Source organism: Geodermatophilus bullaregiensis (assembly GCF_016907675.1).
Taxonomy (GTDB): Bacteria; Actinomycetota; Actinomycetes; order Mycobacteriales; family Geodermatophilaceae; genus Geodermatophilus; species Geodermatophilus bullaregiensis.
In genome coordinates this window covers 4571661-4593205 of the sequence record NZ_JAFBCJ010000001.1, presented here as the reverse complement: position 1 = coordinate 4593205, position 21545 = coordinate 4571661, and the positions used below count along the sequence as shown (strand labels likewise).

Annotated in this window: 17 protein-coding genes; 2 read left to right on the top strand and 15 right to left on the bottom strand. The window is 74.6% G+C overall.

The genetic code is table 11. The features are described from left to right. Nucleotides 1–100: 100 nt before the first annotated feature. The 6 genes from JOD57_RS22025 to JOD57_RS22000 form a co-directional block, all read right to left on the bottom strand. Nucleotides 101–1015 (bottom strand): TerD family protein, encoded by a 915-nt coding sequence (locus tag JOD57_RS22025; protein ID WP_204693972.1) that lies wholly within the window; start codon nt 1013–1015, stop codon nt 101–103. Between the two features lie 67 nt (nt 1016–1082). Next, the gene (locus tag JOD57_RS22020; protein ID WP_204693971.1) at nt 1083–2903 is read right to left on the bottom strand and encodes a S9 family peptidase; all 1821 of its coding nucleotides are present in this window, start codon (nt 2901–2903) and stop codon (nt 1083–1085) included. A 65-nt stretch (nt 2904–2968) separates the two neighbouring features. After that, on the bottom strand, nt 2969–3808 hold the full coding sequence (locus JOD57_RS22015) for an AIM24 family protein (RefSeq protein ID WP_204693970.1): 840 nt from the start codon (nt 3806–3808) through the stop codon (nt 2969–2971). Between the two features lie 11 nt (nt 3809–3819). Further along, nucleotides 3820–4464, bottom strand: a complete 645-nt coding sequence (locus JOD57_RS22010) for an AIM24 family protein (protein WP_204693969.1) — start codon at nt 4462–4464, stop codon at nt 3820–3822. A gap of 3 nt (nt 4465–4467) precedes the next feature. Continuing rightward, on the bottom strand, nt 4468–5085 hold the full coding sequence (locus tag JOD57_RS22005; protein ID WP_204693968.1) for an AIM24 family protein: 618 nt from the start codon (nt 5083–5085) through the stop codon (nt 4468–4470). A gap of 153 nt (nt 5086–5238) precedes the next feature. After that, a complete protein-coding gene (locus JOD57_RS22000) occupies nt 5239–6351 on the bottom strand; it encodes a DUF475 domain-containing protein (RefSeq protein ID WP_204693967.1) in 1113 nt (370 codons plus the stop codon). Nucleotides 6352–6650: 299 nt separating this feature from the next. Here JOD57_RS22000 and JOD57_RS21995 point away from each other — a divergent pair, with 299 nt between their 5' ends. Next, complete coding sequence (locus tag JOD57_RS21995) at nt 6651–7925, top strand: hypothetical protein (RefSeq protein WP_204693966.1); 1275 nt, start codon at nt 6651–6653, stop codon at nt 7923–7925. A 5-nt stretch (nt 7926–7930) separates the two neighbouring features. Here the strand turns inward: JOD57_RS21995 and JOD57_RS21990 are convergent, their stop codons facing one another. The 9 genes from JOD57_RS21990 to uvrB all read right to left on the bottom strand — a co-directional run bounded on the left by JOD57_RS21990 (nt 7931) and on the right by uvrB (nt 18930). Beyond that, a complete protein-coding gene (locus JOD57_RS21990; protein ID WP_275582114.1) occupies nt 7931–8737 on the bottom strand; it encodes an HAD family hydrolase in 807 nt (268 codons plus the stop codon). After that, nucleotides 8734–9861 (bottom strand): cysteine protease StiP family protein, encoded by a 1128-nt coding sequence (locus tag JOD57_RS21985; RefSeq protein ID WP_204693964.1) that lies wholly within the window; start codon nt 9859–9861, stop codon nt 8734–8736. The genes JOD57_RS21990 and JOD57_RS21985 overlap by 4 nt, the downstream gene beginning before the upstream one ends. Next, nucleotides 9858–11132: a phosphoribosyltransferase domain-containing protein gene (locus JOD57_RS21980; RefSeq protein ID WP_204693963.1), complete on the bottom strand. Its 1275-nt coding sequence runs from the start codon at nt 11130–11132 to the stop codon at nt 9858–9860. Before JOD57_RS21980 ends, JOD57_RS21985 begins: the two co-directional genes overlap by 4 nt. After that, entirely contained in the window at nt 11129–12334 is a 1206-nt protein-coding gene (locus JOD57_RS21975; protein ID WP_204693962.1) for an HpcH/HpaI aldolase/citrate lyase family protein, read from the bottom strand. Before JOD57_RS21975 ends, JOD57_RS21980 begins: the two co-directional genes overlap by 4 nt. A gap of 68 nt (nt 12335–12402) precedes the next feature. Beyond that, complete coding sequence (locus tag JOD57_RS21970) at nt 12403–13767, bottom strand: VWA domain-containing protein (protein WP_204693961.1); 1365 nt, start codon at nt 13765–13767, stop codon at nt 12403–12405. A gap of 28 nt (nt 13768–13795) precedes the next feature. Further along, nucleotides 13796–14446: a TerD family protein gene (locus tag JOD57_RS21965; protein ID WP_204693960.1), complete on the bottom strand. Its 651-nt coding sequence runs from the start codon at nt 14444–14446 to the stop codon at nt 13796–13798. Between the two features lie 94 nt (nt 14447–14540). Next, entirely contained in the window at nt 14541–15137 is a 597-nt protein-coding gene (locus tag JOD57_RS21960) for a TerD family protein (protein ID WP_275582113.1), read from the bottom strand. A gap of 250 nt (nt 15138–15387) precedes the next feature. Continuing rightward, a complete protein-coding gene (locus JOD57_RS21955) occupies nt 15388–16536 on the bottom strand; it encodes a TerC family protein (protein WP_204693959.1) in 1149 nt (382 codons plus the stop codon). Nucleotides 16537–16809: 273 nt separating this feature from the next. Next, nucleotides 16810–18930 (bottom strand): excinuclease ABC subunit UvrB, encoded by a 2121-nt coding sequence (uvrB, locus tag JOD57_RS21950; RefSeq protein ID WP_204693958.1) that lies wholly within the window; start codon nt 18928–18930, stop codon nt 16810–16812. 499 nt (nt 18931–19429) lie between these two features. Between uvrB and glgX the strand changes: the two genes are divergently transcribed. Beyond that, nucleotides 19430–21544: a glycogen debranching protein GlgX gene (gene glgX / locus JOD57_RS21945; protein ID WP_204693957.1), complete on the top strand. Its 2115-nt coding sequence runs from the start codon at nt 19430–19432 to the stop codon at nt 21542–21544. Nucleotide 21545 lies beyond the last annotated feature (1 nt).

The following is a 21545-nucleotide window of genomic DNA, read 5'->3' as shown; positions in this document are numbered from 1 at the left end:
GGACCCCCTCCGTCGTCGTCCGGTCACCCTGCCAGGACGGCGGCCGGGGTGGCGCGCCCGGGGCGGGTGGACCCCGGGCGCGCCGGACGGGCTCACCGCCTCACTTGCGGCCGGGGGTCCAGTCCATGCCCCAGCCGTACTGGCGGTCGAGGACGTCCTGGCCGCCGTGCACGTAGCGCACCTCGCGGTTGACGACGAGCTGCCCGCCCTGGTTCTCGATCATCGCGATCGCGCAGATCCGGGCGCGCGGGTCGTGCTCGTCGAGACGCACCTCGATCTGCGGGCCGTTCGACGGGTACATCGTGACGACGGCGTCGGCCTGACCCCAGTTCGGCACGCCCTCGTAGATCAGCGCGAACACGAGCACCCGGCGGATCAGCTGGGTGTGCTCCAGGTTGATCAGCAGGTTCTCGCCGCCGCTCGCGGCACCGGACCGGTCGTCCCCGTCCAGCCACACGATCGACTGGCCGCCGCCCAGCGAGTGCTGACCGCGGAAGGCGTTGCCCAGCGCCTGGATGACGCCCTTCGACCCGTCGGCGTACTCGTACAGGCAGCCGAGGTCGAGGTCGATGGCCCCGGACGACGCGGCCGCGGCCAGCCGCTTGAGGAAGCCGCCGCCACCCCCGCCCGCGGGCCTCGAGTTCCAGTTGAGGTTGACCCTCAGGATGCCCGTCGTCCCGGCCGTCTTGGTCAGTGACACCGACGGCGACGACTTGGTGAGCGACACCTTGCCCAGGTCCACGCCGCCGGACGGCGGCGGCTGCTGCTGCGCGTACGGCGGCTGCCCGGGCGGTGGGTACTGACCCGGGGGCGGGTACTGGCCGGGCGGCGGGTACGGCGGCTGGCCCGGGAGCGGGTACTGGCCGGGCGGCGGGTACGGCGGCTGTCCGTACGGCTGACCGGGCGGCGGTGGCTGCTGCGGAGGTGGTGGCTGGTACGGCGGCGGCTGCGGCGGCGCCGGGGGTGGCGGCTGCTGCGGCGGCGGGGACTTCGGGCGCTTCGTGTAGTCGACCAACTGGGGCCCTCCCGCAGGTCCCCCGACGGAGGCCCTGCTCTGTGAGCGGCGGACGCGTTCCCCGACCCTAGGGGGCGCCGCCACCCTCCCGCGCCGCCGCTCGCTCGCCGGCCGGGTCGGGGCCCTCGGCCGCGGGCAGCCAGCGGTCCCACCAGCGCAGCAGGTGCTCCAGGCGGGCCAGCCGGTGCCGCGGGCGACCGGCGGCGGCCGGATCGGTGGCGGTCGGGTCGGGACCCTCGCCCGGGAAGAGCAGCAGCTCGCTGGGGACGCCGCGCCGCTGCAGCGCGGCGAACAGCCGCTGCCCCTCCTCCGGCGGGCAGCGCCGGTCCCGCTCGGCGGAGACGACGAGGGTCGGCGTGCGGACGGCGTCGAGGACGTCCGGCACGGTCCCCGCCGGCGGGCGCTCCACCACGGCGGCGCCGAACCGGTCGGTGCGGCCGGCGAGTGCCCCCGCGAGCCCGCCACCCAGGACGCCGACCCGCTCGGCGTCCAGCGCGGGGTCGGCCAGCGCGGCGTCGAGGACGGCCAGCGCGGCGTCGGCGGACGCCGGCGGGCCGCACTGCACCACGGCGTACCCGGCCGACGCGTGCACCTGGACGTCGTCCCGCAGCGACCAGCCGCCGCCCGACACGACCAGCAGCACCGGGTGGGGGCCGGGACCGTCGGGCACGGTCACCCAGCCGTGCACCCGCCCGCCGTCGGCGGCGGCGGTGAGCTCCGCCGCCCGGTGCAGCCGGCCGGTGGCGCCCAGCCCGCGGCCGAAGCCGGTGAGCAGCCGGCGCCGTCCGGGCGTGATGGCGACCAGCTCCCCCGCCGACCGGTCGTGCGCCACCGTCGCGACGACGACCCCGCCGGCGGCGGCGAACCCGCGCACGGTGAACGGCCCGTCCACGAGCGGCTCGGGCGACCGGCCGTCCAGCGGGACGCGCAGCAGCTCGACCGCCCCGGCCCGCCGGACCCCGACCAGCGTCGCCCCGTCGACGACGACGGTCCCGGGCGTCCCGTCGGCGCGGTGCGTCTCCCGCGGGTCCAGCAGGGGCTCGAGCGGGCCGCCGGTGACCGGCACGCGGCACGGGGTCGGCCCGCTCCCGGCGACGTCGAGCCCCTCGGGGCCGAGGTCTGGGCGGGCGGTGACGAGGAGGGTGGCGCCGCCGGGGTCGAAGGACGGCGTCCGGCACCGGCCGCGGCCCCGGGTGACCCGCCGCGGGTCCCCGCCGGTGGCCGGGACCAGGTAGACGTCGCGGACGAGGTCGCGGTCGGCACGGGCGTGGCGGGCGGAGACGAAGGCCAGCGCCCGGCCGTCGGGCGACCAGGCGACGTCGGTGTCCCCGCCGGCGCCGTCGGTCAGCTGCCGCGGCTCCGGCAGGGGCACGCCGTCGTCGTCGGGGTCCCCGGGCAGGTCGAGGACGAACACGCAGCCGGGCCGGTCGCGGGTGTGCTCGTCCTCGTCGGCTCCGCCGGGGCGGAGCCGGGTGAGCAGCCGCGGGGCGCCGGCGTCGGCACCGTCCGGGGGCACCGGACCCACCCAGGCCAGCCGCCGGGAGTCCGGCGACCAGACCGGTGCCCCGGTGCCCAGCGGCGCGTCGGTCAGCCGGCGGGGGGCGCCGCCGGCGGTGGGCAGCAGGTGCACCTGCGGCGGGTCCCCCGGCGCGGCGGAGAGGTAGGCCAGCCACCGGCCGTCCGGGGAGAACGCCGGAGCGGAGTCACGGGCCCCGGAGGTGAGCGGGCGGGCCGGCGCCGACCCGTCGGTCGGCACCGCCCACAGCTGCGCCCGGTACCCGTCGCCGTCGACGTCGGGCCGCTCGACGGCGACCACGGCCATGCGGCCGTCCGGGGAGACGGTCGGCACCCCCGGCGTGCGCAGCAGGGCGAGGTCGGCGGGCCGCATGGGGCCCCGAGACTAGTGGAGCCCGGTCCCCGGCCCGGTCGTCCGCGCCGGGCCGGGGACCGGGCTCACGACTGCTGCGCGCGGGCGACCAGCCGCTGCCCGAGGGCGCCGGCCTGGGTGTCGGTGAGCAGCTGGGTCTGCGACTCCACGAGCCGGAGCACCGCCGGGTCCTCGCGGGCGACCTCGGAGGACTGCAGCAGGATCGTGCCCTGCCCGGTGAAGTCGTACTGCCGCTCCTCCCCGGAGGCCCGGCCCAGCGCCCCCGAGAGCATGCCGCGGAGGCTCTGCGTCATCCACTGCGCGTCGTGGTGCACCGACGGCGACGGGCAGTCGGCCCAGCCGAGCAGCGCGTCCGGGTCGGCGCGGAACGGCGGCTCGACGAAGATCACCGGCCCGTTGGAGGAGGCGATGAACTTCCCGGTGCCGAGCAGGGTGACGAAGCCCGGCACGATCGACTGCTTGAGCTCCAGCTGCGGGGAGAACGCGCAGAGGTTGCGCGCCTTGATCGTCAGGTTCCCGTCGTCGAGGTCGTAGCTGTTGAGGTCGAAGCCGCGGTTGCCGATGAGGACCTTGCCCCGGCCGGAGGCGACCACCCAGTCCTGCACGTAGACGGGGCTGGAGAAGCGGGCGGCCACCCACGCCTGCACGGAGGAGTACTCGGTCACCGCCTCGAAGCGGACGTCGCCGTAGTAGGCCAGCATCGCGCCCTTGCTCATGAACCAGTCGCCGTTCAGCGCGACGCAGAAGACGTAGGGGTTGACGTTGTCGTCGTCCGGCAGCGTCTGCGCGTCGAGCGTGTCCGGCACCCCGGCCGGGGCGCCGCCCGGCGGCGGGCCGCCGTAGCCGGGCTGGGGCTGGCCGCCGTAGGGGTTGCCGCCGTAGGGGTTGCCGGGCGGGTACGTCATGGTCGCCGTCCTCAGGACTTCTGCTCGCTGGCCTGCACGTACACCGTGCCGTGGCCGCTGATCCGCAACTGGAAGGCCTCGCCGGAGCCCCGGCCGACCACGTCGCGCAGACCCACCTTGGCCGCGAGGTCGACGGTGAGCCGGCCGACGTGCCCGACGTAGGCCTGCGGGTCGACGCCGACCTGCGTGCCGTTCAGCTGCAGCGGGAAGGCGCCGCCGTGCGAGAGCAGCGCCACCGACCCGCGGCCGTGCACGTTGGTGGTGAACAGCCCCTGCCCGGTCATGGCGCCGCCGATCGCCGACCGGATGCCGCCGGAGCCGAGGAACGCGACGCTGGTCTGCAGGCCGGCGTCGTGCACCAGGAGCCGGTCGGCCTCGCAGACCAGCGGCGCGCTGCCGTCGAGCTCCAGGAGCGTGGCGTGGAGCCCCTTGTAGCCGTAGAGGACCTCGCCCTGCCCCTCGGTGGCCATCATCGGGGTGGACTCGCCGGAGAGGGCGGCGCCGGCCATGCCGCCGACGCCCCGGCCCTGCCCGTGCACGGGGCGGAAGGTGACCTGCCCGGAGTAGCCGAGCATCGCGCCGCGGCGGGCGAGGACCGGCGTGGCGGGGCTGACGCGCGCCCGGACGACCTTGCTGTTGACCGCTTCGAAGGGCACGGGTCAGCGCTCCGAGGACTGGACCAGCACCAGGCCGTGCCCGGTGAAGCGGAGGGAGAAGGGCTCGCCGGTGCCCTCGCCGACGAGGGACTTCCACGAGACGCCGCTGACCAGGTTCATCGACAGCTGCCCGCGCGAGCCGACGTAGGCGTCGGGGTCGACGACCAGGTCCATCCCGGGCCGGACCTCCAGCGCCATGACCGGCCCCTGCGACACGATCGCCACCTGGCCGTGGCCGGTGACGGTGGTGGTGGCCAGGCCCTGCCCGCTGGTCATGCCGCGCAGGCCGGCGAACTGGACGTCGAGGCGCAGCTGGTCGGTGTGGGCGAGGATGTGCTCGCTCTCCACGGTGAGCGTGTCGCCGGCCAGGTCGACGACGCGGACGTCCATGGCGTCGAGGGCCAGGTACACGCGGCCGTGGCCGGTGCAGTCCATGAGCGAGAGGCTCTCCCCGGCGACGGCGCGCTTGAGGGCCGCCCGCATGCCGCCGCCCCCGCCCATGCCGGAGGACCTGAACTCGACGGTGCCCTCGACGGCGACCATCGAGCCGCTGGCGGCCCGGATGCGGTCGCCCTGCAGGTCGGCGTGCAGGACGCGTCTGTCGGCGGTGAGCAGTGCCACGGGTTCCTCTCGCAGGACGGGACGGGGGACGGCGCGGGACCGTATCGGGCCGGGCCGGTGCAGCGGTAGGTCCCGCGCCGCGGCCCGCCGGGTGCGACGGCGGCCCCGGGGCAGGTGCCCCGGGGCCGCCGTCGTGCCGGACCGTGCGCGCGGTCAGCGCCCGACGGTCACCTCGTCGCGCTCCTCGGCGCGGACGGGCTCGGCGGCCCGCTCCCGCCGGCTCTCGACCACGCTGCTGATCACGGCGGCCACGATGAACAGCAGGCCGGTCAGGCCGGTGACGTACTCGCTGATGTGGAACCGCAGCTCGAGGATCATGATCGCGGCGAGGAAGCCGATGGCCCACATCGCCCCGTGCTCGAGGTAGCGGTACTCGTCGAGGGTGCCCTTGTCGACCATGTAGATGGTCAGCGACCGCACCCAGAAGGCGCCGATGCCCAGGCCCAGCGCGATGATGAAGATGTCGCTGCTGATGGCGAAGGCGCCGATGACGCCGTCGAAGGAGAACGACGCGTCGAGCACCTCGAGGTACAGGAACGCCGCCGCGCCGGCGCCGGCCACGGCCTTGGTCGCCGTTCCCACGTCGTTCCGGGTCGTCGAGCCGCCGGTCGCGGTGACGTCGTCGGCGTCGTCGTCCACCTCGGGGGCCTCCATGAGCTCGTTGAGGCCGCCGATGAGCAGGTAGGTGAACAGGCCGGCGATGCCGGAGACCAGGACCGTCGAGTACTTCTCGGGGTCGGCGATCTGCGAGCCGACGTAGATGACCGTCAGCGCGATGATCACCGCGAGGTAGGGCAGCTTGCCTGCCTTGGCCAGCGGCCGCTCCAGCCAGGACAGCCAGTGGATCTCCCGGTCCTCGTCGAAGAGGAAGTTGAGGAAGATCATCAGCAGGAAGATGCCACCGAAGGTGTAGATGGCCTCCGCGGCGGACTCGACGTTCTCGCCGTAGGCCTGCTGGTCGGTCAGCGCGAGGTCCCAGACCTCGGGGATCGACAGGCCGGCGGTGACCGACACCAGCACGATCGGCAGCAGCAGCCGCATGCCGAACACGGCGATGAAGATGCCGACGTAGAGGAACAGCTTCCGCCACAGCGGGCTCATCCGGCGGAGCACCTTGGCGTTGACCACGGCGTTGTCGAACGACAGACAGACCTCGAGCACGCCGAGGACGGCGACGGCCAGCAGGGCCGCCGGCCCGCCGAAGACCACGGCGGTGACGAGCGCGGCCACCGTCAGGAAGACGGAGAAGCCGAAGTAGCGGAGCATCAGGGGATCCTTTCCGACGCCTGACGGACGAGGCGGCGACGAGTTCGGCACGGACGACCGAGCCGGATCGGCCGGGAGGCGGGTCCTGCTGTCAACGAGACCCGGCAGACCCCGGTTCCCGCCGACCCCGCTGGTGCGACGAAGGACACGTCCGGCCGGGCGGGCGGCCGCGGCCGCCCGCCCGGTGCAGCACCGCCCCGCCGGAGGGTGTTCCGGCGTGGTAGGCATCGGCCGCCGGTGCGCAGGAGCACCGGCCGGTCCCCGCCGGACGGGGACCACGGGCAGGACGGGAGGCGCGCATGGCCGGGCTCGGCGGGAGCGCCGCCCCCCGCTGGTGGCGCCGCGACGCGGACGCCGCCCGGCGCGAGGCCGCCGCGGCGCGGGAGGCCGCGGCCGCGGCGATGCTGGAGCTGGACACCGCGCTCAGCGACCTGCCCGACGCCGTGTCCGTCGCGGAGGAGTCCGGTGCGGGCGGTGGCGCACGGGCTCAGCACCGCATCTCCGCTCCCGACTCGTTGGCCAGCGACTGGCGCGACCTCTCCGTCCACGCCGACGCGGTCATCGGACAGTACCTGCAGACCCTCGCCGAGCACGACGACGAGGCCGACCCGGAGTCCGGCCCGTCGCGCAGGGCGGCCACCGACCTCGGCCGGGCCGCCGCCGCGCTGCGCGAGGTCCTCGCCCAGGTGCTGCGCTTCCGCGACCAGTACGGCGAGGTGCTCGCTGCCGCCACCCGCGTCCGCGCCGCGGCGGCCCGGGCCGTCCCCGCCGCCCGGGACGCCGTGGCCGGCGCCCGCGCCGCCCTCGCCGAGGCGACCGCCGCCGGGCTGCGCGACCCGGCCCTCGAGGCCGCCCTCGCCGACGCCGCCGCCGCCGTGACCGCGGCCGAGGCCGCGCTGGCCCAGCGGAGGGCCGGACCGGCCGCGGCGGACGCCGAGCGGGCGCGGCGGTCGGCCGGGTCCGTGGCCGAGCGGGCCCGGGCCCTGCCCGCACGCGCGGCGGACGTGCGACGGGGCGCCGCGTCGGTGCACACCCGCCGCGAGGCGCTCGGCACCCGTCACGAGCGGCTTGCACCGGTGATGAGCACGCTGCGCCGCCGCTATCCGCTCTCGGCGTGGGGCGACGTCGAGCGGGCACCGCAGCGGGCGGCCGCCGCCCTGGGCGAGGTCGACGAGGCCCTGGCCGGGCTGGACGCCGTCCTCGCCGCGCCGGTGCTCGACGTCCCCGCCGCGGCCGGGCTGCTGGCCCGGGTCCGGACGGCGGCCGGCCGGGTCGACGACGAGGTGCGCGCGGCGACCGGGCGTCTGGAGCGGCTGGACGCCGTCGCCGCCGACCCGGGTGCGCTGCTGACCCAGGTGCAGCGGGCGCTGGTGGACGCGCGGCGCTTCCTCGCCGGTCTGCCCGAGGAGCGGGCCCGCCGCTTCCGCCGGACCTTCGAGGACCTCGCGCGGCGGCTGCCCCCGCTGGAGGAGGCGGCGCGGGCCGAGCGACCCGACGTCGGCGCGGTGCTCCGCGAGGCCACCGCCATCGAGGGCGGCCTGGCCGGGCTGGTGCGGACCGCCCGGGCGGACTGAGCGCCTCAGGCCCGCGCGAGCAGCCAGCGGACGATCTCCTCGCCGGCCGCGGCCCCGGTGGCGGCGGTGACGGCGACCCGCGCGCCGGTCCAGCCCTGCTCGTGCAGCTCGCCGTGCGCCGGGCGGACGGCGGCGTCGGCGGCCAGCAGCATCGGCGCGTCGAGCAGGCTGTCGCCGGCGCACAGCAGCCGCGGCGCGGAGCCGTCCCCGGTCAGCAGTCGGCGCAGCCGCAGCAGCCCGGCGGCCTTGGACAGCCCCGCGGGGACGACGTAGACCTTGCGGCCCTGCACGCTCAGCGTGGCGCCGGCGGCGGAGGCGGCCGCGGCGGTGTCGGCGAGCCACCCGGCCGGGATCGCGTCGCGGGCGTGCGCCACCAGGTAGCAGAACAGGTCCTCGGCGGCCCGGACCGTCCTCACCCACGGCTCCCCCGCCACGGCCTGCAGCAGGCCGAGCAGCTCGGGCAGCGGCGCCGCCTCCGCGGCGGTCGCGGCGGCCCAGTCGTCCCAGTCGCGGTCGCGGACGCCGTCGGCGAGCAGCACCCCGCCGTTGCCGCACAGCGCGTACCGGGGCACCACCGGCAGCCGCACCCGCCCGTACTGCGCGGCGGTGCGGGTGGTCACCGGCACCACCAGCGCCCGCCCGGCCAGCTCGGCCAGCAGCGCCCACGACCCGGAGGTGGCGTAGGACAGCGGCGCGCCGTCCAGGTGCTCGACCACCTCCAGGCCGGCCGCGTCACCGGCGGCGGCCGCGGAGTAGACGAGCGTGCGGTCCAGGTCGACGGCGGCGAGGGTCGTCGTCAGGACCGCGGTCACCGGCCCACCGGCCGGATCAGCCCGACGCACGAGTACGCCAGGTCGGGCACCTCCACCAGCGGGACGCCGCGGGCGGTGGCCAGGGCGGCGACGTGCCGCAGGTCGCCGGCGCGGTCGGGGCGGACGAGCACCTGCCACGGCACCCGGCGCAGCAGCACCCGGGTGGTCTCCCCCACCCCGGGCTTGACCAGGTTGACGTCGCCGATGCCGTGCCCGGCGGCGATCGCCTCGACCGCCGCCCACCCGGCCCAGGTCGGCCGGCGCTCGGCGGCCGGGACGTCGTCGACCGGCGGGACGGCGGGGAACGCCGCGGCCACGGTGTCGACGAACCGGGCGGAGACGTCGGCGCCGGCCAGCTGCGCGTAGTACTTCGCGCCGTGGAACATGCCCGGGCCGATCAGGTCGTCGCGCAGCACGGTGCGCGAGACCAGCCCCGACACCGTGCTGTTGAGGCAGGCGCTGGGGATCAGGAAGTCGTCGCGGGTGCCGTACAGGTCGGTGCAGACGCCGGGGTCGGCGAGGACCGCCAACCGGTCGTCGAGCGCGGCGTCCTCCGGGTGCCGCGCAACCCAGCCGGCGACGGCCTCGGTGAGCTGCCGCTGGATGGCGCCCTTGCCGGTCCACCCGTCGACGAAGCGCAGCGCCGCGGCCGGGTGGCGGGCCAGCACGTGCGCCAGCGCCACCTCGTCGATGCCGCGGCCGCGGATGATCGAGATCGTGTAGTGCGGCACGTCGGCACCGCGAGAGGCCCGGTACCAGCGGCGCAGCAGCACGCCGATCGGCGTCCCGGCGCGGGCCAGCGACACCAGGACCGGCCGCTCCCCGGCGGCGGCCGCGGCGTCCCACACCAGCTCGCCGACCCGGGCGACGGCGTCGGCCAGCCGCCCGGCCGACTGCTCCAGCGCCGCGGTGAACAGCGCCAGGTAGGCCTCGTCGGGCTGGTACTCGACCGGCAGCATCTCCGAGTAGTGGGTGCCCGACTGGATGGCCTCCTCGCGGTCCTCGGTGCCGCGCTCGAGCGCCACCGACGACAGGTCGGTGAGCAGCCAGGTGACGTCCTCGACCGGGTAGGACCCGAACTCGCCCGCGACGGCGGGTGCCAGGGCGGTCCCGACCGCGGTCACGGCGCGGGCTCCGCGAGCGGCACGGTCACCAGGTGCACCGTCCGCGCGGCGAAGGGCCGCAGCACCTGCGCCATCGGCGCGCAGTCGGCGGCCCGGGCGTCGGCGACCACCACGACGTCGTCGGCCCGCAGGTCCGACCACGGCCGGTCCGCGGGGACGGCCGCCGGGTCGGCGAGGTTGTGCACCCGCGAGGTGCGCGCGGGGTCGTCGGGCGCGGGGAAGGCCACGCTCCGGCGGAGGGCGTAGCCGGGGTGGTCGGCGGCGTGCACGGGGCTCCGGGTGGTCGACTGGGTCGTGACGGGCACGCCGGGCAGCCGGTCGGCCAGCCGCGCGCCGACCACGGTGGGGGCGTGCATGAGCTCCTCGGTGCCGAGCACCAGGACGCCGCGGCTGCCGGCCAGCACCGGCGCGAGCGCGGCGGCGACGGCGTCGGCCGCCGCGTGCAGACGCGCGGTGCCGGCGGCGGTGAGGCCGTGCCGGGCGGTGGTCGGCACGCCGGCCGGCCAGAGCCCCTCGTGCACGCGGACCCCGCCGGGCACGCCGGCCGGCGGGGGTGCCGGGGCGGGCAGCCCGGCCCGGGCGGCCGCGGCCCGCTCGAGGACGTCGGCGGGGAGGGTCAGCCCGGAGGTGAGGACGGCGGCGACGTCGACCCGCACCCCGAGCGCGGCGGCCCGCTCGGCGAAGGCCCGGCGGGCGGCGTCGGTGCGGGCGTCGAGCAGCGTGGCGACGACGTAGCGCTCCCGCGGCCAGCGGGCGTGCAGCTCGGCGACGGTGTTGAGCGCCGTGCGGCCCGAGGTCAGCTCGTCGTCGACCAGCACCAGCGGCCCCGGCGCGGCGAGGTCGACGTCCCCGGCGGGCTGCAGCGCGTGCGCGACGGCGTGCGAGTGCTCCTCCGCGAACGCGGCGGCCACCGGCACGCGCGGGTGCACGCGGCGGGTGGTGTGCAGGTAGCTCGCGCCCAGCCGCGCGGCGGCCGCGTGGCCCAGGCCGGTCGCCGTCTCGCAGTAGCCGACGACCAGGCCGGGGACGTCCCCGCCGAGGACGGCGGCGACGGCGTCGCCCACCGCCGCGCCGGCGCCGAGCACGTCGGCGGGCGCGACGGGCACGTGCTTGCCGAGCACCCGGGAGACGACGAGGTGGGCACGGCGCGGGTTGTCCCGCAGCGCCAGGCCGCACAGCGCGGCGAAGCGGTCCGGGTCGCTCACCCGGACGTCGAGCAGGCGGGAGACGGTGCGGCCGAGGTCGACCGCACCGGTGGGAGGGGCCGTCACGCGCGCCGGGCCTCCCCCACCGCGAACACCTCGGCCAGCCGGCGCTGCCCGATCGCGAGCAGCTCGACCAGCGCCGCCTCGTCGGCGACGACGCCGTAGACCGCGGCGCGGCGGCTGACCAGCTCGGCCCACAGCGCGTGCGGCCCGATCTCGTTCATCCGCCCGTGCCCGGAGACCGCGATGCCGCCGCGGCCGCGGGCCGTGAGGACCTCCAGCGCGTCGTCGTACTCCGAGCGGGAGACGGTGAGCAGCGCGTTGACGACCGAGACGTGCGCCGGGTGGATGACCGTCTTGCCGAGCACGCCGTTGGCCTTGTCGAGCGCGACCTCGCGCACCAGGCCGTCGAGGTCGTCGTCGATCATGCGCTGCCGCAGGCCGGTCTCGTGCTGCTCGGTGAACGGCGACTGGCGCAGTTGCGGCTTGAACAGCCGGGGCCCACCGGGGATGTGCTCCCACACGGCGCCGGTGACCACGTGCTCGCCGCCGCGGGTGAAGCGGTTGACCACGTCGGCCAGGCAGTCCCGGACGACCGCGACGTCCCAGATGGTGGTGTGCCGGTCGCGGCGCAGGCCGAACAGCCCCGACAGGTCGGTGCCGCCGACCCGCAGGCACAGCACGTGCTCCCGGTGCGCGGCCACGACGTCGGCCAGCACGGCCAGCGTCTCGGCACGGGTCTCCCGCCAGGCGAGCTCGGGCGTCTCGAGGATCGGCATGCCGTACAGCGGGTGCCCGGTCGCGGCGCTCACCTCGGCGATCGCCTCGAGCATCGGTCCGAGCGTCGTCCCGGTGGCCTTGGGCAGGCTGAAGCCGGTGAGCCGGGCCAGCGCCGGGCCGGCGGCCAGCGCCAGCGAGCGGATCTGCCCGGGCGTGCGCACCCGCACGAACAGCAGCGGCAGCAGCGGCGCCTCGCCGTCGGCGACCCGGCGGGACAGCCGCTGCAGCGCGGCGACGACGTTGGCCTCGGCGTCGGCGACGGCGGCGTGCGGGATGGCGTCCTCGAGGCACCAGACCACGCTGGTCGCCCCGACGGCGGCGGCCCGCTCGGCGTCGGCGTCCAGCGCCGGGCGGGTGCCGGGGCTGTAGAGCGTGGCCCCGAGGGCGAGGGCCAGCACGCCGCGCTGGGTGGCCGGTCCCACCTCCTCCGGGGGGACGGCGAAGAGCCGTCCGCGCTCGTCGTCGGTCAGGTACGCGAAGTGGCGCACGGTCGTTCCCTTCCACCCTGTGCTGGATGTGGGGTCGGTCGAGGGCAGTGCGGTCCCGGACCGGCAGCTCACCGGAGCAGGCCCTGGGCGCGTGCCCGGCGGAGCCAGTCGGGGTACTCGGTCATGAGCCGGTCGAACAGCGCGTCGTCGCTGATCGGCCGGCGGCCCATGAGGTCGTCCTGGGAGACGGCGAAGAAGTCGGCGTTGTCGGTGTAGCGGCCCTCGAGGTCGTCGAGGCGCTGGAGGTAGGAGAACTGGCGCTCCGGGCCGATGCCCATGAACTGCCAGAACACCGGCTCGAACGACGCCGCCCTGATCTGCCTGGTCGCGGCCGACTTGTCGCTGGGGGCGCCGTCGGTGAGGAACATGACGTAGACCGGCACCTGCGCCGGCTGCGGCTCGGCGCGCTCGCGGCTGCTGCCGAAGTAGGCCTGCCGGACGGCCGCCATCGCCGCGCCGTAGCGGGTGTCGTACTCCAGCGGGTACTGCCGGGACAGGTCGGCGATGTACTGCTGGTGGCCCTCCAGCCGCAGCCCCGGCTCGGGCCGGTGCACGTCCTGCCCGAAGAGGAAGACGTCGACCACGCCGTCGTCGTCGAAGCGCAGCCCCAACGCCAGCACCCGCTCGGCCAGCCGCTGCACGGCGCCGGCCCGGTAGAGGGCGGCCATCGACCCGGAGATGTCGAGGACCAGCGCGACGCGGGCGGTGTGCTCGCCCAGGCCGCGCTTCTCCAGGCTGACGCCGGCGGTCTTGACCAGGCTGAGCAGCTGCGGCGCCGAGCCGGCCAGCTTCTTCTCGAGGTCGACCAGCCGGCGCTTCTCCGTGCTGACCGGGGGCGCGGCGGGGGCCGGCGCGGGCGGCGGGGTGGGTGCCGGGGTGGGCGGCGCGGCGGGCTCGTCGTCGATGCTGACGCCGACGTCGGTGGCCATGCCGGCCAGGCCGTCGGTGAAGCCCTGGCCGACGGCGCGGACCTTCCACTCCGGTCCGCGGCGGTAGACCTCGGCGAAGACCAGCGCGGTCTCCGGGCCGGCTGCGAGCTCGCACCGGACGGCGGGCGGCCCGCCCTCGGCGGCCACCTCGACGGCGAGGCCGGACAGCCCGCCGAAGGTGCCCGCGCCGTCGAGCGAGGCGCCGATGACGACCTTCTCGACGTCGCCGGGCAGCGCGGCCGGGTCGATGCGGACCTGGTCGACGGTGGCGCCGCCGCGGGTGGACTTGCCGAGGTGGCGCACCGCGCCGCCGGCGCCGGCGGGCTGGTTGTAGAAGACGAAGTCCTCGTCGCTGCGCACCCGGCCGGCGGCGGTGGTGAGGAACGCCGAGAGGTCGGCGTCGACGCCGGGCGCCGGCGTCCAGGTCAGCGTGACGACGACGGGGCCGGTCAGGCCGGCCTGCGCGAGGCCGACGTTGCCGCCGCGGGTGAGGACGTGGACCACGGCGCTCAGCCGCGGGGAGCCGGGCGGCTCACTTGCGCCCGCTCGTCCAGTCGAGGCCCCAGCCGTAGGCGCTGTCGAGGTCGCGCTGCACGCCGCGCAGGTAGCGGATCTCGCGCTGCACGGTGAGCGCGCCGCCGGAGTTGGTCAGCAGCGCGATGGCGCAGGAGCGGGCGCCGGCGGCGTGCTCGTCGAGGCGGACCTCGATGGGCGCGGCGCCCTGCGGGTACAGCGTGACGACGCCGTTGGCCGCGGCCCAGTCGGGCGCGCCCTCGTAGATGTAGGCGAACACGAGGACGCGGCGGATCGCGTCGAGGTGGTCGAGGTTGACGACGAGGTTCTCCCCGCCGCTCCTCGCGCCGGAGCGGTCGTCGCCGTCGAGCAGCACGTAGGGCGGCCGGTCGAGTGCGCCGAAGGCGTTGCCCAGCGCCTGCACGACGCCCTTGCGGCCGTCGGCGGTCTCCCACAGGCAGCCGAGGTCGAGGTCCACGGCGCTGCCCTTGGAGAACAGACCCCGGCGGCCGGACTCCCAGTTGAGGTTGACCCGCATCTGCCCGCCGGCCCCGTGGCCCTTGGTCAGCGAGACCGACGGCGCGCCCTTGGTGAGCGTCACCTTCGACAGGCTCACGCCGCCGGCGGGGGCTGCGGGTGGGGCGGACGGTCGGCGGGTGTAGTCGACCACGACGGGGACCTCCGGGGCTCGGGGTGCGCAGGTGCGCCGGGCAGGGCGCCGGGCCCGGACGGGTGCCGTCCGGGCCCGGCGGGAGAGCCGGAGGTCAGCCGACGTTGACGCCGAAGTCCTGCGCGATGCCGCGCAGGCCGGAGGCGTAGCCCTGGCCCACGGCGCGGAACTTCCACTCGGCACCGTTGCGGTAGAGCTCGCCGAAGACCATGGCCGTCTCCACCGAGGCGTCCTCGGTCAGGTCGTAGCGGGCGATCTCCGAGCCGTTGGCCTGGTTGACCACGCGGATGAAGGCGTTGCGGACGGCGCCGAAGTTCTGCTTGCGGCTGTCGGCGTCGTAGATCGAGACCGGGAAGACGATCTTCTGACAGTTCGGCGGGACGGAGGCCAGGTCGACCTGGATGACCTCGTCGTCGCCCTCGCCCTGGCCGGTGAGGTTGTCACCGACGTGCACCACCGAGCCGTCGGGGCTGCGCAGGTTGTTGAAGAAGACGAAGCCCGAGTCGTCGGGGGTGACCTTGCCCTCGGGGCCGATCATGATCGCCGACGCGTCGAGGTCGAAGTCGCCACCGGCGAACGTGTTGACGTCCCAGCCGAGGCCGACGTTGACCGCGGTGAGACCCGGCGCCTCCTTGGTCAGCGAGACGTTCCCGCCCTTGGAGAGGCTGACACCCATCTGTTGGACTCCCATGCGCTCTAGGGGCGGACCGGCGGTCGCCGCTCCGCAGCGCGCCGGCCCAGGCCGACGCCGCCGGGCGACGGCGCGGGCGCTGGGCCCGGCCGCCGTCGCCGGCACCGCTCCGCCGGGCGCCCGTTCGGCACCCGGCGGAGCGGACGTGTCCTCCGATACTGCCGAACGGCGCCGGGGAGCAACAGGTTCCGCGGCGCGGCCCCTGGCCGGGGTCGCCGCGCAGGTCACCGGCCTCGCGGCAGGCCGCCCCTCAGCGGTCGCCGTGCCCGTCGCGGCGGTCCGCCGTCCCGGCAGGGGCGGGCGCGTGGGCGCCCGGTCGGGCGGCGTCCCCTGCGGCCGGCCCGACGGGATCGCCGACCGGCGGGCCGTCGGGACCGGTGGTGCCCAGCGTCGGCGTCCCGGTCGTCCCGGCGCGGGCGGCGGCCTCTCGCTCGTCGCGGCGGCTGCGGGCGAGGCTCGCGACCGTGGTGACGAACAGGGTGACGACGATGACCGCCAGCGACAGCCAGGTAGGCACCTCGGGGATCGCGGTGACGTGCTCACCGCCGTTGATGAACGGCAGCTCGTTCTCGTGCAGCGCGTGGATCAGCAGCTTGATGCCGATGAAGCCGAGGATGACCGCCAGGCCGTAGTGCAGGTAGACCAGCCGGTCGAGCAGGCCGTCGATGAGGAAGAACAGCTGCCGCAGGCCCAGCAGCGAGAAGGCGTTGGCGGAGAAGACGAGGAAGGTCTCCTCGGTCAGGCCGAAGATCGCCGGGATCGAGTCGACCGCGAAGAGGATGTCGGCGCTGCCGATGGCCACGAGCGCGATGGCCAGCGGGGTGATGAACCGCTTGCCGTCGATCTTCGTGGTCATGCGGTCGGAGTGGTACTCGTTCGTCGTCGGCACCAGCTTGCGGGTGAGCCGGAGGAACGCGTTCTCCTTGAACTCGTCGTCGTCGTGACCGCTGGCCCGCGCCTGGGCGACGGCGGTGTAGATGAGGAACGCGCCGAAGAGGTAGAAGACCCAGCTGAAGTTCTCGATCGCCGCGGCGCCGAGGAAGATGAAGATCGTCCGCAGGACGAGGGCGAAGGTGATGCCGAACAGCAGCACCTTCTGCTGCAGCTCGCGGGGCACCGCGAAGCTGGCCATGATCAGGACGAAGACGAACAGGTTGTCCACCGAGAGGCTCTTCTCGGTGATGTAGCCGGCGAAGTACTCGCCGCCGTACTGCCCGCCGGCGAAGATCCAGACGAGGATCCCGAAGACGACGGCGAGGGCGACGTAGACCGCCGACCAGGTCGCCGCCTCGCGCAGCGATGGGGCGTGTGGTGTGCGCACGTGGCCGACGAAGTCGAACACGAGCATGCCGATGATGGCGGCGATCGTGATCGCCCACACCCAGAAGGGGACGTCCAAGGCAGAACCTCCGGTGACTCGGCGGCGCGCGGCGCCGCGATGTCGCGCCTGAGGTCTCTCCCGCTCCCTCGCCTCTGAGGGAGCCGGCGGCACCGGAGGCCCTCGGGGACCTCGTGTTGACGACACCGCCGCGCGGGGATACTCCCCTCCACACGGATGACCGCTCGACGGCGTCCGCGTACACGGGCCACCGTCGGACGGTTACTTCCCCTAGGACGTGATCGGGAAGCACGGTGTTCCGCCGATGAGAGAACTCTCATCGGCGGGGTCCGGTCAGGCGTGGGCGGCGTCGAGCTGCCGCAGCTCCTTCTTCAGCTCGGTCAGCTCGTCGCGCAGCCGGGCGGCGACCTCGAACTGCAGCTCGCGGGCGGCGGCCAGCATCTGGTCGTTCATCTGGGTGATGAGGTCGGCCAGCTCGGCCCGCGGCAGGCCCTGCACGTCGATCGCGCCGGCCTTGCCCCTGCCCTTGGCCTTGGACGACAGGCCGGGCACCGGCGCCTTGCCGCGGGACTGCTGCCGGCCGGAGCCGCCGACGAGCTCGACGCCCTCGGTGTCCTCGGCCGCGCGGTAGATGCCGTCGAGGATGTCGACGATCTTCTTGCGCAGCGGCTGCGGGTCGATGCCGCGCTCGGTGTTGTAGGCGATCTGCTTCTCGCGGCGCCGGTTGGTCTCCTCGATCGCCGTGGCCATCGACGGGGTGATCGTGTCGGCGTACATGTGCACCTGGCCGGAGACGTTGCGCGCCGCGCGGCCGATCGTCTGGATCAGCGAGGTGCCCGAGCGGAGGAACCCCTCCTTATCGGCGTCGAGGATGGCCACCAGCGACACCTCGGGCAGGTCGAGGCCCTCGCGCAGCAGGTTGATGCCGACGAGGACGTCGAACTCCCCCTGCCGCAGCTCGCGCAGCAGCTCGACGCGGCGCAGCGTGTCGACCTCGGAGTGCAGGTAGCGGACCTTGATGCCCAGCTCGAGCAGGTAGTCGGTGAGGTCCTCGGACATCTTCTTGGTCAGCGTGGTGACCAGGACCCGCTCGTCCTTCTCCACCCGCACCCGGATCTCGTGCACCAGGTCGTCGATCTGGCCCCTGGTCGGCTTGACCACGACCTCGGGGTCGACCAGGCCGGTGGGGCGGATGACCTGCTCGACGACCTCGCCGCCGCTGCGGCCGAGCTCGTAGGGGCCCGGCGTCGCCGACAGGTAGACGGTCTGCCCGATCCGGTCGGTGAACTCCTCCCACTTCAGCGGGCGGTTGTCCATCGCCGAGGGCAGCCGGAAGCCGTGCTCGACCAGGGTCCGCTTGCGGCTCATGTCGCCCTCGTACATGCCCCCGATCTGCGGGACGGTCACGTGCGACTCGTCGATGACCAGCAGGAAGTCGTCGGGGAAGTAGTCGATGAGACAGGCGCCGGCGGTGCCCGGCGCCCGGCCGTCGATGTGCCGCGAGTAGTTCTCGATGCCGGAGCAGAAGCCGACCTGGCGCATCATCTCGATGTCGTAGGTGGTGCGCATGCGCAGCCGCTGGGCCTCCAGCAGCTTGCCCTGCCGCTCCAGCTCGGCCAGCCGCTGCTCGAGCTCGGCCTCGATGGTGGCGATCGCGCGCTCCATGCGCTCGGGGCCGGCGACGTAGTGGGTGGCCGGGAAGACGAACAGCTCCTGGACCTCCCGGACCACCTCGCCGGTGAGCGGGTGCAGGTAGTACAGCCGCTCGACCTCGTCGCCGAACATCTCGATCCGGACGGCGAGCTCCTCGTAGACCGGGAAGACCTCGATCGTGTCGCCGCGGACGCGGAAGGTGCCGCGCGTGAAGGAGAGGTCGTTGCGGGTGTACTGCTCGGTGACCAGGGTGCGCAGCAGGTCGTCGCGGTCGCGCTCCTCCCCCACCGAGATCTTCAGCGCCCGGTCGACGTACTCCTGCGGCGTGCCCAGGCCGTAGATGCAGGAGACGGTGGCCACCACGACGACGTCGCGGCGGGTGAGCAGCGCCTGGGTGGCCGAGTGCCGCAGCCGCTCGACCTCGTCGTTGACCGAGGAGTCCTTCTCGATGTAGGTGTCGGTCTGCGGGACGTAGGCCTCGGGCTGGTAGTAGTCGTAGTACGAGACGAAGTACTCGACGGCGTTGTCCGGCAGCAGCTCACGGAACTCGTTGGCCAGCTGCGCGGCCAGCGTCTTGTTCGGCGCCATCACCAGGGTGGGCCGCTGCACCTGCTCGATCAGCCAGGCGGTGGTGGCCGACTTCCCGGTGCCGGTGGCACCCAGCAGCACGGTGTGCTCCTCGCCGGCGTCCACCTTCTCCGCGAGCGCCTTGATCGCGGCGGGCTGGTCGCCCGAGGGCTCGAACTCGCTGACGACGCGGAAGCGCCCCTGGGTGGGCCGGATGTCGGTGGTCGCGCGCACGGGACGACGGTACGACCGGCGTGCGACAGAACCGCGGGTGTGACGGGACGGGTGGATGCGGCGCCCCGGCACGGACGCGACGAGCGGGACGGGCGGGGCGCACCGGACGACCGGGGTTGACCGATCGGGGACGTCCTGCTCGCCCCGCTCCGGGCCGCCCGCTAGCGTGCACTCTCGCAGGAGCGCCCCGGTCGGGGACCAGTGCCACCCGGGACGTCCTCCGGGCGAGGTCGGACCCCGCCGCCCGCTCCCGGCCTGCGCCGGACCTGCGCACGACGCCCCCCGCGGCCCCGCCGTGGGGGGCGTCGTCGTCCCCGGGACGCTGCCCTCCCGGCGCGGGTCGCCGGCCGCCGCAGTGACCTCCGCCGCGTCACGTGTGGGCCGGTCCGGATCGGGCACTGGCAACGCGGGCATCCGTGCCCCGACCCCCTGCCGACGGCCGCGGCAGGGGGCCACCGCGCCCCGCGGACGGGGGCGCCAGTGCAGGAGGAAACACTCGATGACCCAGGTGTGGCCCGGAACCGCCTATCCCCTCGGAGCCACGTTCGACGGCACCGGCACCAACTTCGCGATCTTCAGCGAGGTGGCCGAGAAGGTCGAGCTGTGCCTGTTCGACGACGCCGGCACCGAGACCCGCATCCGGCTGCCCGAGATGGACGGCTACGTCTGGCACGCGTTCCTGCCCGGCATCCAGCCGGGGCAGCGCTACGGCTACCGGGTGCACGGGCCCTACGACCCGTCCCAGGGCCTGCGCTGCAACCCCAACAAGCTGCTGCTGGACCCCTACGCCAAGGCGATCGACGGCCAGATCGAGTGGGACCCGTCGGTCTTCGGCTACGACTTCACCAGCGGTGAGCGCAACGACGAGGACTCGGCCGAGCACATGCCGAAGTCCGTCGTCGTCAACCCGTACTTCGACTGGGGCGTGGACCGCCCGCCGCGGACGCCGTACCACAAGACCGTCATCTACGAGGCCCACGTCAAGGGCCTGACGATGACGCACCCGGACGTGCCCGAGGAGCTGCGCGGCACCTACGCCGGCATCGCCCACCCGGCGGTCGTGTCCTACCTGCAGGACCTGGGGATCACCGCCATCGAGCTCATGCCGGTGCACCAGTTCGTGCAGGACGACACCCTGCAGCAGAAGGGCCTGCGCAACTACTGGGGCTACAACACGATCGGCTTCTTCGCGCCGCACAGCGAGTACGCGAGCAACACCGACAACGGCATGCAGGTGCAGGAGTTCAAGGGGATGGTCCGCACCCTGCACGAGGCGGGCATCGAGGTCATCCTCGACGTGGTCTACAACCACACCGCCGAGGGCAACCACCTGGGCCCCACGCTGTCGTTCAAGGGCATCGACAACCGCGCGTACTACCGGCTGGTCGAGGACGACCCGCAGTACTACATGGACTACACCGGCACCGGGAACTCCCTCAACGCCCGCACCCCCCAGGCGCTGCAGCTGATCATGGACTCGCTGCGGTACTGGATCACCGAGATGCACGTCGACGGCTTCCGCTTCGACCTCGCCTCGACGCTGGCCCGCGAGCTGCACGCCGTCGACCGGCTCTCGGCCTTCTTCGACCTGGTGCACCAGGACCCGGTGGTCAGCCAGGTGAAGCTCATCGCCGAGCCGTGGGACGTCGGCGAGGGCGGCTACCAGGTGGGGAACTTCCCCGCCCTGTGGACCGAGTGGAACGGCAAGTACCGCGACACCGTCCGCGACTTCTGGCGCGGCGAGGACGCCACGGTCGGCGAGTTCGCCAGCCGGATCACCGGCTCCTCCGACCTCTACCAGCACTCCGGACGGCGGCCGGTCGCGAGCATCAACTTCGTCACCGCGCACGACGGGTTCACGCTCAACGACCTGGTCTCCTACAACGAGAAGCACAACGAGGCCAACGGCGAGGGCAACAACGACGGCGAGAGCCACAACCGCAGCTGGAACTGCGGGGTCGAGGGCGAGACCGTCGACAAGAAGGTGCTCACCCTGCGCGCCCGCCAGCGGCGCAACTTCCTGGCCACGCTGATGCTGTCCCAGGGCGTGCCGATGCTGTTGCACGGCGACGAGCTGGGGCGCACGCAGAAGGGCAACAACAACGGCTACTGCCAGGACTCGCCGTTGACCTGGATCCACTGGGACGAGGTCGACGAGGGCCTGCTGGAGTTCACCAAGCTGGTGACCCGGCTGCGCCACGACCACTCGACGTTCCGCCGTCGCCGGTTCTTCCACGGCCGGCCGGTCCGGCGCGAGGCGGGCGCCCCGGTGCAGGACATCGCCTGGCTGACGCCCGGCGGAGACCTCATGACCGAGGACGACTGGGACGCCGGCTTCGCCAAGTCGATCGCGATGTACCTCAACGGGCACGGCATCCGGTCGACCGACGAGCGCGGCGAGGACGTCGTGGACGACCACTTCTACCTGGCGTTCAACGCCTCGCACGAGCCGATGGACTTCACGCTGCCCGCCGAGGAGTACGCCGCGGCCTGGACGGTCGTGCTGGACACCGCCGAGCTGGGCGAGGTCGAGCCGACGCAGCTCAAGCCGGGCGAGACGATCACCGTGCGGGACCGCTCGATGATCGTGCTCAGCGCCCCCCGCCGGTCGTGAC